We start from the raw sequence: 13381 nt of genomic DNA on the forward strand, positions 1-13381 counted from the left end.
AATTCCTACTGTGCAAGAACGTTTTCAAACCGTGATCAAACAACGGTTAAAAATTCACATCGAAAATCACCCACCTTTGTTCCCTTGGGAAACACAAATAGTAGACTACCCAGATACTTTTGATGAGCCATCACTGGCTATTACCCCTAACTGGGGGTGGATGGCACAGCAATCAAAGCTGAATCTGCCTATTCCCCTACCAGAGAAAGTATTTCAAGAATTATTAGCCAGATGTCAACAAATAGTGGCATCTTCGCTACCAACAGGGGTAAAATTAGTCCAAGTGGTGGAAGGTTTGTTTCCCAACGAATCCCACACACTCAACGATATCGCTGGTCTGGTGTTACGCAGCAGCTATAGGTCTGTGTCTACTCTGGATACCATGCCCAATATTCAGAGTGATTATTCAGACTTAGGGTCGCGTCAACAAATGGCGTTGTCCTTAATGGCTGCTAAACAAATACTAGATAATCTCACCCTCACAGTCTCACCAATTAATCCAGTAGTAGAAAGAATTTGGCTGACCAGCGCAGGTGCTTTAACTTTGAGAGTGGAACACTACTCCCAAGGTGACATGACACAGTTGCGTGTTCATGGTGATTTACCTGCTCAAGGAATCTTGACACTGCGGGGTAATGATTCTATTGCAATGGCACAGTCATTAAATCCTGGTAGCTTGAGTGTAGAAATATCCTGCAAGCAACTACACCCAACTTATACTTTAGAAGTTGAGTGTCCAGACATCGATCCGCTACCCTTGTTGTTCGTGATTAATCCTCAAGTCTAGCTGAGATTACCATCGCTAGCACAAGATGATTGATCAACGCCAATAGATAAGAAAATTATCTTGGTTTTGCATCTGAAATTTTTCTCAACAAGCGGTCATTAGGGCTTCTACAATAATTACCCGCAACGAGAATGAAAATTAACAAGCAATCTATTACTCCCAAAGGCTGCTTTCGGGGAGTTCCTGTTTTCTCATAGGAACTTCCCGAAAGTTTGTCTGTATAAGCATCTACTCTATCGCTTTACTGTCATTGGAAATGTTTAATTTCACCAGGTTGAATCGATTTTGGCATCTACCTGTAAGTTTGAACTGGCGACGTTATTACCAGGGTTCGCCGTTGGAGGAAGTGGAAGACTCTATTTCCTTGCGGGTATTAGTGCTAGCGTTGGTAATCACAGGTATTTTGGCGATGGATGTCGCCGCCGATACTTCATTTAGTCTGTGGGCAGTACCACTGAGTTTTTTGGGGGCAGCTTGGAGTTATTACCGTCGTCGTCAACCTAATGTCACCGTCAAGTTTTGCATTGCCATTGGGATGTTAATGGCCTTGGGTGCTTTCTTTGGACGGTTATTTGGGGAATTAAATGATACGCGCTTGGCTTTGGCGGAGTTGTTAATTCAATTGCAAATCCTCCATAGTTTTGATGCGCCTCGACGCAGAAACTTGGGCTATTCCATAATTATTGGTTTAATTTTATTGGGTGTGGCGGCAACGCTGAGTCAAACGTTAGCATTCGCACCCATATTATTATTATTTTTAGCGATCGCTCTCCCGACTTTAGTTGTTAATTACCGTTCACAGTTAGGCTTAGAACAAGTAAAAGTCAAACGCCAAAAGTCAAGCAAATTTCAATTATCTTCACGTTTACCTGCTTATTTGTTACTGTTTACCGTAGTTTTGGGGTTGGGGTTGGTAGTATTTGCGTTTTTACCCCGTTTCCCTGGCTATCAACTGCGGACTTTTCCGGTAAGTTCTCCGATTGAGGTAAAAGGCGGTTTTACTGGTCGCACGATTATTAATCCTGGTTATGTCCGCCAAGGTAATGCTGACAATCAAGGTAATGGTAATAGTGGAGAAGCAAGTGACAATGGTCAGCCAGGACAAGTAGATAGCGGCTTTTATTACGGTTTTAATAGCAAGATTAACCAAAACCTGCGGGGAGAAATGACACCCAAGGTGGTGATGCGGGTGCGATCGCAAGCTGAGGGATTTTGGCGGGTGTTGGCTTTTGACCGCTATACAGGTAAAGGTTGGGAGGTGTCCCGCAATGATGATGTCACCACCATCAGGCGATCGCCTTGGTCTTATCAAATTTATTTATCACCGCCACCGATTTCTGGTAAATCCAGGGAAGTAGTACAAACATACACTATAGTATCAGACTTACCTAACCTGATTCCGGCGATGTCGTATCCCAGGGAGATTTATTTTCCCACACCGATGATCGCCGTTGACAAGGAAAATGGCTTGCGATCGCCTGTGGGATTATCAGAAGACTTGACTTATACAGTCATTTCTGACGTACCATACCGCGATCGCACATTATTAGGAAAAGCCGGGACAAATTATCCTCGCAATATCGAAAAGTATTACCTGCAAATTCCCCCAGAAATTGCCGCCAAAGTTAAGCAGCGCACCGAAGAAATTTTAGCTAACTACAATCGGGAACGAGTCGGAAAATCAGAGAAATCCTTAGATTCAACCTACGAAAAAGCTTTGTATTTAGCTCAATACATCAAGCAAAATTATTCCATCCCTGACAATCCTTTAGATTTACCGTATTTGGCAGAAGACGAAGACTTGGTAACAGCGTTTTTATTCAAACATAAAGGCGGCTATCCAGACCACTTCTCAACAGTTCTCACAGTCATGCTGCGTTCCATTGGTATCCCGGCGCGGCTAGTAGCTGGGTTTGGTGCAGGGGAATTTAATCCGTTTACAGGGATGTATGTGGTGAAGAATACAGACGCTTACGCCATGACAGAAGTTTATTTCCCCAAATATGGCTGGTTTACCTTTGACCCGATTCCCAATCATCCCCTGATACCGCCATCAATTGAAGAAACTCAGACTTTTAGTGTATTACGTCAATTTTGGCATTGGGTGGCGGGGTGGCTACCTTCACCGGTGACAGGTTTTCTTAACACCGTATTTGGCACAATATTTAGCTGGTTTGGTAAAGCGATCGCTTGGTTTTTCGCGTTATTTACTCAAGGTTGGGTAGGTATCTTAACAGGCTTAATTTTGTCCACTAGCACCGCTTTTTTAGGTTGGCTAGGTTGGGTACAGTGGCGAGAGTCAGTAAATCGTCGTCGCTGGCGTAAATTACCCCCAATGGAACGTCTCTATCAACAAATGCTGCAATGGGCAGATCAAAAAGGTCTAGGTAAGCATCCAGCACAGACACCTTTAGAGTATGCCCAAATATCATCACAGCATCATACCCCGGCAAATGCTCAGGTAATCAATGAGATTTGCCAAGCTTACGTTAGTTGGCGTTATGGCGGTCATACTCCGAACTTAGATCAACTGTGGCAAAAATGGCAGCAGATGAAAAAGTCTCGCGACAATCATAGATAATAACTTGATTAAATCATGCTGATAAACTTCCCCAAAATATTCATATCTTGGGGAAGATGACGCTAAGAGCAAATAACTTTTTGATACTATTAGTAATTCAACGTAGCACTACCGCTAATTGGTATAGTTTTTCCTGTCTCTTAAGGCATATTTTGCGGCTATTTAAAGTAGAAACTCTTAAAAAAAGCGGCTCTTATTAAAAAACTCAATCTAGCTAGATGGAATGCGTTGTAACTGCCATTTTTTAGGGATAACATGGGAATAAATTCCTTACTAGCTTAGTACACCACATAGGGTGTCAGTTTTTTTATGGATGTACAGTTAATTAACATTGGGTTTGGTAACATTGTCTCAGCCAATCGAGTCGTTGCCATTGTTAGTCCAGAGTCTGCCCCGATTAAGCGGATTATTACCGATGCCAGGGACAGAGGACAGCTAGTTGATGCGACCTATGGTCGCCGCACCAGGGCTGTGATCATCACCGATTCCAGTCACGTAATTTTGTCAGCGATTCAACCAGAAACGGTAGCGAATCGCTTCGTGATTTCGCGGGATCATCATACGGTAGAGAATTGATCAGGTGTCTTCTCTATTGACACCTCATCAGCAGTACCATGTGAATTAGATCAGGTTTCTGTCACTCCTGCTACAAATTCGTCAGTTAAGGATTGCTCTGGCAACCCACACCAGATTAAATTACTAATTTACGAATGATGTTTTTTGATTAATTCACAGGTTGATCGGATGATGCAAGTTTTACCAATCCAGAGTTGTGCTACTACCAAAGAAACACCGTTGTCAGGCAAGTTAATTGTGATCACTGGGCCTAGTGGGGTAGGTAAAGGAACTTTAATGCGATCGCTCTTACAGCGTCATCCGGAACTGTATTACTCTGTATCCGCGACAACTCGCGCCCCCCGTCCAGGGGAGACTGATGGCAAAAATTATTACTTCATTAGTCGTAGTAAGTTTGAACAATTAGTTGCTCAAAGCGAATTCTTAGAATGGGCAGAATTTGCTGGTAACTACTACGGTACTCCCCGTGAGGCAGTGCTGAATCAAGTTCAGTCCGGCCAAAAAGTGGTACTAGAGATTGAACTAGAAGGAGCAAGACAAATTCGTGCTTCTTTCCCGGAAGCTTTGAGCATTTTTATTTTGCCGCCTTCCTTTGAGGAGTTAGAGAAACGCATCCGGGGACGGGGACAAGACTCGGAAGAAGCGATCGCCCGTCGTCTACAACGCGCCCACGCAGAAATTCAAGCGGCTGATGAATTTGATATCCAAATCGTCAATGACGATTTTGAAACTGCTCTCCATGCCATTGAAACGGCAGTTTTTGGATCATAGAGCTGTTGACAATCACAGCCCAGCATTTTGACTGCCAAATCTCTGAGAGCATGAATCTTGTGTCTTTGTGTTTCCGAAGCGATTTTGGACGACACAGACACCCTCAGCAGTTCGTTGCGAATGTTGCCAAAGCTGTCAGAACTGCAAACCTGTGAGCGCAGCCTCTGGTAGAGAAGGGAGATACTGAAAAAGTTTAGTAATCAGGCATCGGTATTAGTCAAAAATGAGAGACAATCACCAATGCCCAATTACTAACAACTTCTTAGCCTAAGAAACCTTGAATAATCGCTAAATTGCTGGTTAAGAAGTAAGCTACTACTGCACCACCAATACCACCAATTAAGAAAGCACTGGCGAAGTTGTTCCAGCCTTCTTTGGAGCTAAAAGCGTCTGGAGGATTGGGTACTGTTACACTAGCAAGTGCTTTGGGGGGGTTGCTGTTGGCATATAGAGATAGACAAGCTGTGAGAATTACCACCAAGCCAATCGATGCCAGCAATCCAGCTAAGTTCGCATTAGTGGCATTACGCAGTGGGCCTAATTTAGCGAAGGGGCCAAACAGCAGGTAGCCATGAGCCATCCCAACTTCCAGTCCGCGTCTAAAAGGAGTTAAACCAGGGCGATAGGCAGGTAAGTTGTTAATGAACCACTTAACTAAGGGATAAGCATTAACTGGAGTTTCCAGGTTCCCAATTTGTGGATCGCGTCCGGCGGGAAAAACAACTTCCCGATTTCGAGGATCGCTAGCAAGATTTTTGGATGCGTCTACTGCTTGCACCATATTTTCTGTTTGCCTCTCAAATTAGAATGTTGGCATTTTTATATTAATAATCATTGTAGCCAAAGATGTTTTTTGCTAGGCAAGTTTAGAAAACTTAATTTAATAATTGAAAAAATATAAAACTCGTAAGCTGTAACAGCATTACGAGGTTGAAAAAACTAATTTTGCTGCCTATCTGAGCGATTATTTACTTAATGAGATTAAGCAAATTAACCACACAGTTTTAGGCATAAAGCAACAGATTAAACTGTTTTAAAATCCCGGTTTGAAACTATGGTAGGGGATGGAAAAGTAAGTCAGGGAAAAAGCGATTAAATTCAATTAAAATGCCTGCTGTGATTGTCAGCCAGATAGTAGCTGCAACAGGTGCGGTGGAAATGAATTTAATCAAATAGCTGCTTTGGTCAGATTTATCCGCCATGATTGAGCCTCCAAAACAAGTGAGTGAACTAAGCTGAATTAACGGGGAGAAACAGTGATTTCTGAGTCTTTAGCAGTTAACTCGCCAGACAGCAACTCTTTGACTGCTGCGGCTGGCCAAGCAAAGCCTGTAGCAATGATAGGCAGTGCTAAACCCAAATCGATTTGGATTTCTTTCTGCTCGGTGTCAGATGCTTTTTGGATAGCTTGTAAGTAAGCGCGACCTACCCAGCCAATCCAACCAGCAATGTACAAGAACAGAATGCTAGGAATCAGGAAGTCGCCAGCCCGGTCTAAACGACCATCCACAATCAAGTGAGGATAGCCTTCGGGGCCGCATAGTGCCTGAGAATAACGTTCAAAACGCTTTTTACCAGATTCGGGATCGGCTGTAGTATTACGGGCATTTTGTGCCAATGCTTGAAATGCAGGATTGTCTTTACAGGGGGTGAGGTTCGCTCCTAGGGCTTTCGCAGGAGGGGCGAAACTGAATGAAAGACAAATCACTAAAATCAAAGCAAACAATCTTTGCATGGATATGTTTCCTTTTATTACAAAAGAAAAAGTTACTTGTACAAAACGAAGCGGCTTGTACAGTCTTTATTTGCTTAACTAGCAAGTCATCATACTCTTGGCCGGGAATCGAGTAAAGTTAAAGTAAATAAAAGTTAAAGCTTCTCAAACAAGTCTCGTTTGTGGTAGACCCCGGAAATGACAACTGTTTTAGCAATAGAAACTAGCTGTGATGAAACTGCCGTGGCAATTGTTAAGAATCGTCAAGTTTGCAGCAGCGTCATCGCCTCGCAAATCCCAGTACATCAGCAGTATGGTGGGGTAGTACCTGAAGTAGCCTCGCGTCAACATTTGGAAACAATAAATCGAGCGATCGCTCAAGCCTTAGAGCAAGCCCAATTAGATTGGGAAAACATTGATGGCATCGCCGCCACTTGCGCCCCTGGACTGGTGGGAGCTTTATTAGTGGGATTAACCGCCGCCAAAACTTTGGCAATCTTGTACAATAAACCATTTTTGGGAGTTCATCACCTCGAAGGTCACATTTACGCCACTTATTTGAGTGAGCCAACTTTAGATCCCCCTTTTCTTAGCTTACTGGTTTCCGGCGGACATACAAGCTTGATTTATGTTAAAGATTGTGGTAAATACGAAACCTTGGGCGAAACTCGTGATGATGCTGCCGGAGAAGCCTATGATAAAGTGGCTAGGCTGTTAAAATTGGGTTATCCTGGTGGGCCAATCATTGATCAACTGGCGCAAATGGGTGATCCCCAAGCTTTTACATTGCCAGAAGGGAAAGTCTCCTTACCACAGGGTGGATTTCACCCTTATGATGCGAGTTTTAGCGGGTTAAAGACGGCGGTACTGCGTTTAGTACAGCAACTAGAAAAAGAGCAGGGACAAGTACCAGTAGAAAACGTAGCGGCGAGTTTTCAGGAAACCGTAGCCAGAGCCTTAACCAAAAGAGCGATCGCCTGTGCTATCGATCACGGCTTAGATACAATTGCTGTCGGTGGTGGAGTAGCAGCAAACAGTGGCTTAAGAAAACACCTACAAGCCGCAGGGACTCAACATAACCTGCAAGTGCTGTTTCCCCCCTTAAAATTTTGTACCGATAACGCCGCGATGATTGCCTGCGCCGCCGCCGATCATTTATCTCGTGGTCACACATCCCCCCTAAACTTAGGCGTAGAGTCGCGGCTACCATTGACTCAAGTTATGAAGTTATATCAACCAGAGTCTTAAGGAAACAGGAGAGCTTTCGGAGCAGAGGAGCAGGGGAGAAAAACTAATGACCAATGACCAATGACTAATGACCAATGACTAATGACCAATGACTAATGACTAATGACTAATGACTATTACCCACTAATTCCTGTTGTGTCACAATCGCCCGAATATGATTAGCAACCGCATCAGGCTGTTCCAGCATTGCCAGATGTCCACAATTAGGAATTTCAATCACATTGTAGCCACAGTATTGAAAAAGCTTATGGAAACTAGCTAAATGACGAACATATTTAGGTTCCATCACCTTATCATCAGCACCAGCTAAAAAATACACTGGCTGTTGTAACTGAGAGACTAACTTGGGTAAACGGTTGACTTCTTCCTCAGTGGTAGACTCTAACAATGCTCCCAAAGCCGCTTCGGGATCAGCCACGACAAAATCAATCACTCGCTGACGCGCCCAATAACGATCTAAAGGTTGAGAGACAGTAGCTCTGGTGAATAATAAATCAATCAAAGGTACTTGGGATAACCAACGGGGACGGACTTGTAAAAATCGCTGTCCTGCGGTACGAAACTGCTCAAAAGCTTCTTTGAGGTAAATACCGCCACCAGCATTGATACAGATGACACCCTTGACAATTGCCGGCATTTGAGCAGCTGCCCAGAGAGCGATCGTTCCTCCCAAAGAGTGACCAACTAGCCAAGCACTATTGATATTTAGTTGTTGCAAAAGAATTGTTAAATCCTGAGCATAGGCAGCTGGTGTGTGGAGAGACTCCAACGATGAACTCATTGCCCGAATTGAATTCGCAGACAAACTGACAGAACGTTCAGCTTGACTAGAGTCAGTTTCTAGCGGCGACTGAGACTCGCCAAAGCCTCGTAAATCATAAGACAGACACTGCAAATCACCTGACAAGCGGGAAATTACAGGTTGCCAGTATCCACGACTATTGAGCCAACCGTGGATGAAAACTAACGCATCGGGACAGGATGTGGGAGCTGTTAGCTGGTATGCGTGTGGAACGCCCAAGATTTCAATAGTTGCCATATTTATATCGTACCCTCAAGGGTGGGTGCGACCAAATACAAACCCAGACAGAGCTGTGAAAAATTCACAATTTGTGGTGAAAATCGGGAATGGGGCAAGAGGGTTCGATGCCTACACAATTACCGATCTTCTGTGAATTTTCATGAGTAATTGACTAATTACCCAACAATCTCTGACGCATTCCTTCAGCAATTTTGTGTCCTAGGTACTCAGGAATCAAACTTTCGTTAGGCCCCAACAAGTAAAGAATTAACCGTGTACGTCCCCGCCAAACCAACAAATTGGCATTGACAACCAAAAGGTCTTCTTGCCAAATGGCATACATAACTTTATAAAATAATCCCGCTTGATTATCAGCCTCAATCACTAAAGCCGGGAGATGAAACACCGGATCAACATAGAACTCAGTTTGTACCTGTTCTATACCTACATCCAGGTTAAATTCTACTGCCAGCATTTCTTCTACCTCAAACCGTCCTCCCAAAGCCTCACGAATGGCACGACAGACATTTTCTGCGGTTTTCTCTGTCAAAGCTTTGCTACCACGAGAAACCAACAGTTTGATAAATACTAACATTGGTGGGCGAATCTGTCCGTAGAGACTCAGACTGTGGATAGTCAGACCATAAGCAGCCAACACACCAAAAATATCACTCAGGAGAAATGATTGATTGCGGTAGGCAAAATGTAAGGCACTTTTACTACCTTCCGGCTTCAACTCAATTACGGCACGCTTGGTTTTATAAAGGCGATAGGCTAGCCGCAAATTTTGCAGCTGAATCTCACTGCTGACAAATTGCTCATAAAACTGGGGAAACGCGCGATTAAAGCGTTTGAGAAGTTCCAGTGTGGAAGATTTTAAACCAGAAGCCATCGTTGGGGGTAAGACTCACTTGCTTTTGTTTCCTGAATACTGGGGAACTGATCATTCCCTGTGGGGCTGTTGTCAATGGCAACTCAGTAATTTCACCATGCCCAACTACCCATTAACTAATCCCTTCATTTATAAGGGATAAGGGATAAGTTGAACAAAAATGTTGAGCGCAGTCCCTAGCTATAACGCAGTTGAGGTAAGGTAAGCAAAATACCGAGTTTATGGTACAATGCCATTGGTACGGTAAAAGGTCATAAACCTGGAGACACGACCGATTCAGATTAGTAATTATTAGTTATTTGCTATTATTACTAATTTTTTTGACAAGGATTTGTGTGAAACACGTCTTCACTGCCTGTTACTATTGATCATTCCGAAAATACCCCCATAATTTTGAGGGTAAGGCTAAAAAAATGGTACTGCACTGTCAGACGTAAATTAACACTTTTCAACTCCTCTGAAGAATCCCACGCGCTGCTAGCCGTGGGAATGTCAAAGTGGAAATCAATTCAGTTATACTACCCGAACCACGTTGGCATGGGTTTTTGGAAAACTTGGTTTAGTGCTTCTGAATCTGCGACTAGTAGAAACTCCTCTTTTGGAGAGGATACCCTAGACGCTACGGGCAACTCTAACGCTAATAGCGATAACTCCGGTTCTACACGGATTACAGAACGTATTGTTTTCAGCACAGAGCGAGACATCGATCTGTATGAACTAGAAGAACTGTGTGATGCTGTTGGTTGGTCGCGTCGTCCTTTGAGAAAAGTCAAGAAAGCTATTGAACATAGTTTTCTTGTGGCCTCAATGTGGCAGGTGCGAGGAAACCACAGACGGCTCATTGGCTTCGCCCGTGCTACCTCAGATCATGCTTTTAATGCCACTATTTGGGATGTGGTTGTTCACCCAGACTTTCAAGGTAAAGGACTGGGTAAGGCATTGATGAAATATGTACTCAAAAAACTTAGAAGCGAAGAGATTAGTAATGTAACTCTTTTTGCCGACCCTCATGTGGTTGATTTCTATCGCTCTATGGGCTTTATGCCAGATCCCGAAGGTATCAAAGGGATGTTTTGGTATCCTCATTAAATTTCCCAAAAAAAATATAGCTGACTACAAAAAAGTCAGCTATAATAGATATGATGTGTTTAACCTAGATTAATTTCCGGTTAAGTTTAAGCTAGAATGCTTGTCAATTTTAGAAAAAACTACAATTAAATGCTTTCATCTAGCAATTAGTAGTTTTTGTGTTAAAATAAGTCAAGATTAACCTATTCATCGGGATGTAGCGCAGCTTGGTAGCGCGCCTGCTTTGGGAGCAGGATGCCGCAGGTTCAAATCCTGTCATCCCGATATTAAAATCTGAATTGAAAAAACCCCAATCTGTTAAAAGATATGGGGTTTTTCTATAGGCAGGTGTAGCAGTCGAATCATAGATGAGGACATTTTGACTTGGAGGTGATTATTCAAATTACGGCTAAGTAGCACGGAAAATTAAATTTATCAAAAAAATACTAAATTAAACTGTGTTTTTGCGTAAGATACTAATTATTTGTTCAGCAGCATAGTTTAATTTATGTCAATAAGAAAAAAATTTTTCTTGAAAGAACAATACACAGCAGATAAATTTTGTGTAGAACAGGAATTATTTAACATCTCCAAACTAGGTGGAACGATTTTCGACTGCATAACGTCACTCAAAATCGAGTAAGGACAATAGAATGGCATTGGCGAACTCAAAAATAAGCTAGATATAATCAGCATCTACATTAATGCGTAGTGAATAATACAAGTCAGCCGAAAAAAATCTCACTCTAGTAGTGTCAACAGGTAACAATGTCATCAATGGAATCCTGATGGATGGGAAAATATCATGTTTGAAGAGTAGATTGTGAAGATGAAACTATGCTCATCAGTTTTTCCCATCTCAAATGGATTGCTATATAACTGATAAAAGTTGGTACCAAATTGGTGCTGTGCAGATCAAACTATTTGTCTAAACTGAATTGACATATTGACTTAAGGAGTCATCATGAAAGCATTGGTTCGCTGGGGCGCAACATTGGGTTTAGTTGGAAGTACATTGCTGGGATCAGTTTTTGTAGGAAATATCCCAGTATTGGCATTGTCAGAACAACAAATTAAAGAAAAATTAGATGTTATACCTGTATATCTAGTTACAAATGACAAGGGTTTACCTTTGAGCCGTCCTTTACCAGCAGGACAAAACGGACAAAAACCCGGTGGTTCGGTGACAGGGGCTTATTTAAGTCGGCAAGAGGCGCAAGCTTTTATTAACGATTTGCGGAATGCCCAAGGTAAAGACCCAAAAATGGCAGAAATTGTCAAAAGCCTACAAGTGACACCTGTACCTTTGGGGGTAATTTATCAGCAATTACAACAAACTAAATCAGATCCAAATCGTCTTTTATTTGCATTTAAACCTGTAGATCAGGAAATTAAGGGGGCGATGGATTTATTGCGTCAAAGCGGGCAGAAGGTAGATCAATTTACGAGTGTACCGATTTTTGCTGTGAGATTTGCGCCAGATCAAGGTTATGTACCAATTCAACTAGGTTCTGAAAAAGAACAAGTTGTACCTTTGTTTTTTAGTAAACGAGATGCACTAGGTTTATTAAACCAAGTTAAGCCAAAGTTTCCTAAAGCTGATATTCAGGTAATAGATGTAGATGGAGTTATCAAGACACTACAGGAGAAAAATGACCCTTGGCTCAACCAAGTTGTCTTGATCCCATCCCCAGAATCAAGAGAATATATTAGAACACTACCAAAAGAAAATGGGGCTAAATCTCCGGCGAATCGAAATAACAACGCCAGTCCGGCGAAAAAGTCCAATTAACAAGGATGGCGAATAATAAGCTAAATGTAGTTTCTGGTTTACAAGTTTGGCAATGGCGCAACAGAGCTATTGAAGGGGCGATCGCTTATCAGATTTCAGTAGCGGAAGTTGATTGGCTGCTGCAAGAAATAGCTGGCTTAGACCGCTTGTCCTTGCGTTTGGCATCTTTTAAAAACCAAGCTGAGATTGCCATGAGTTTGTCTTTAGAAGACTTAGAACATTTGTGGCAAAGACGCTTAAATGAACGCTTACCAGTACAATACATTGCGGGAACTACACCTTGGCGAAATTTTCAGCTACAGGTGTCCAGCGCAGTTTTAATACCCAGACCTGAAACAGAGTGCTTGATTGATTTAGCTGTGGCTGCTGCTGCTAAAAGTCCATTAGCAACACAGCTAGAACAAGGACATTGGGTAGACTTAGGGACTGGGAGTGGTGCGATCGCCTTGGGATTGACAGATGCCTTTCCCAAGGCCACAATTCATGCTGTGGATTACAGTTTAGAAGCTTTGGCGATCGCTCAAGAAAACGCCCAGAATTTAGGTTTAGCCGACCGGATGCGATTTTATCAGGGTTCATGGTGGCAGCCATTAACTGCCCTCAAAGGTCAGTTTAGCGGTATGGTGTCTAACCCACCTTATATTCCTAGTCACATTTTGCCGACATTGCAACCAGAAGTAATCAACCATGAACCGCATTTAGCTTTAAATGGCGGCCTTGATGGCTTAGATGACATTCGCCAGTTGATAGCAATCTCACCTAAATATTTACGTCCTGGTGGCGTGTGGCTAATTGAAATGATGGCAGGACAAGCCCAGACAGTGGTAACACTTTTACACCAGCAAGGTAGTTATAGCAATATTCAAATTCATACTGATTTAGAGGGTATTGAACGTTTTGCCTTAGCTTATATCAAAGATGAGTGCTGAGT

13 protein-coding genes and 1 tRNA gene are annotated in these 13381 nt (G+C 42.7%); 9 read left to right on the plus strand and 5 right to left on the minus strand.

Annotated features, from left to right (window positions below; genetic code table 11):
* The first annotated feature begins 10 nt into the window (after positions 1-10).
* From A3775_RS02845 to gmk, 4 genes are all read left to right on the plus strand, one after another.
* Positions 11-787 carry a PatU gene (locus tag A3775_RS02845; protein WP_066381558.1) on the plus strand — a complete coding sequence of 259 codons (777 nt, stop codon included), beginning with the start codon at positions 11-13 and terminating at the stop codon, positions 785-787.
* 256 nt (positions 788-1043) lie between these two features.
* Positions 1044-3368, plus strand: a complete 2325-nt coding sequence (locus A3775_RS02850) for a DUF3488 and DUF4129 domain-containing transglutaminase family protein (protein ID WP_197480080.1) — start codon at positions 1044-1046, stop codon at positions 3366-3368.
* A gap of 309 nt (positions 3369-3677) precedes the next feature.
* On the plus strand, positions 3678-3944 hold the full coding sequence (gene remA / locus A3775_RS02855; RefSeq protein ID WP_066381562.1) for an extracellular matrix/biofilm regulator RemA: 267 nt from the start codon (positions 3678-3680) through the stop codon (positions 3942-3944).
* A gap of 168 nt (positions 3945-4112) precedes the next feature.
* Positions 4113-4715, plus strand: coding sequence for a guanylate kinase (gene gmk, locus A3775_RS02860; RefSeq protein WP_066381564.1), 603 nt, complete (start codon positions 4113-4115; stop codon positions 4713-4715).
* A gap of 262 nt (positions 4716-4977) precedes the next feature.
* Here the strand turns inward: gmk and A3775_RS02865 are convergent, their stop codons facing one another.
* From A3775_RS02865 to A3775_RS02875, 3 genes are all read right to left on the minus strand, one after another.
* Positions 4978-5496: a photosystem I reaction center protein subunit XI gene (locus A3775_RS02865; RefSeq protein WP_066381566.1), complete on the minus strand. Its 519-nt coding sequence runs from the start codon at positions 5494-5496 to the stop codon at positions 4978-4980.
* A gap of 271 nt (positions 5497-5767) precedes the next feature.
* Positions 5768-5917 (minus strand): photosystem I reaction center subunit IX, encoded by a 150-nt coding sequence (gene psaJ / locus A3775_RS02870; protein ID WP_006276004.1) that lies wholly within the window; start codon positions 5915-5917, stop codon positions 5768-5770.
* Between the two features lie 38 nt (positions 5918-5955).
* Positions 5956-6450: a Photosystem I reaction center subunit III gene (locus A3775_RS02875; RefSeq protein ID WP_066381568.1), complete on the minus strand. Its 495-nt coding sequence runs from the start codon at positions 6448-6450 to the stop codon at positions 5956-5958.
* Positions 6451-6627: 177 nt separating this feature from the next.
* Between A3775_RS02875 and tsaD the strand changes: the two genes are divergently transcribed.
* Complete coding sequence (gene tsaD, locus A3775_RS02880) at positions 6628-7677, plus strand: tRNA (adenosine(37)-N6)-threonylcarbamoyltransferase complex transferase subunit TsaD (protein ID WP_066423755.1); 1050 nt, start codon at positions 6628-6630, stop codon at positions 7675-7677.
* 106 nt (positions 7678-7783) lie between these two features.
* Here the strand turns inward: tsaD and A3775_RS02885 are convergent, their stop codons facing one another.
* Both A3775_RS02885 and A3775_RS02890 read right to left on the minus strand, forming a co-directional pair.
* Complete coding sequence (locus A3775_RS02885; RefSeq protein WP_066381572.1) at positions 7784-8716, minus strand: alpha/beta fold hydrolase; 933 nt, start codon at positions 8714-8716, stop codon at positions 7784-7786.
* A 154-nt stretch (positions 8717-8870) separates the two neighbouring features.
* Entirely contained in the window at positions 8871-9590 is a 720-nt protein-coding gene (locus tag A3775_RS02890; RefSeq protein ID WP_066381573.1) for a hypothetical protein, read from the minus strand.
* Between the two features lie 537 nt (positions 9591-10127).
* On the opposite strand from A3775_RS02890, the gene A3775_RS02895 reads away from it, so the two are divergent.
* The 4 genes from A3775_RS02895 to prmC all read left to right on the plus strand — a co-directional run bounded on the left by A3775_RS02895 (position 10128) and on the right by prmC (position 13379).
* Positions 10128-10679, plus strand: coding sequence for a GNAT family N-acetyltransferase (locus tag A3775_RS02895; RefSeq protein WP_066381575.1), 552 nt, complete (start codon positions 10128-10130; stop codon positions 10677-10679).
* A 190-nt stretch (positions 10680-10869) separates the two neighbouring features.
* Positions 10870-10943 (plus strand) — tRNA-Pro (locus A3775_RS02900).
* Between the two features lie 679 nt (positions 10944-11622).
* Positions 11623-12450: a Tic22 family protein gene (locus A3775_RS02905; RefSeq protein WP_066381577.1), complete on the plus strand. Its 828-nt coding sequence runs from the start codon at positions 11623-11625 to the stop codon at positions 12448-12450.
* Between the two features lie 5 nt (positions 12451-12455).
* Entirely contained in the window at positions 12456-13379 is a 924-nt protein-coding gene (prmC, locus tag A3775_RS02910) for a peptide chain release factor N(5)-glutamine methyltransferase (RefSeq protein ID WP_066423758.1), read from the plus strand.
* The last annotated feature ends 2 nt before the right edge of the window (positions 13380-13381 follow it).

Origin of the sequence: Anabaena sp. 4-3, assembly GCF_001597745.1 — a bacterium.
GTDB lineage: Bacteria > Cyanobacteriota > Cyanobacteriia > Cyanobacteriales > Nostocaceae > Trichormus.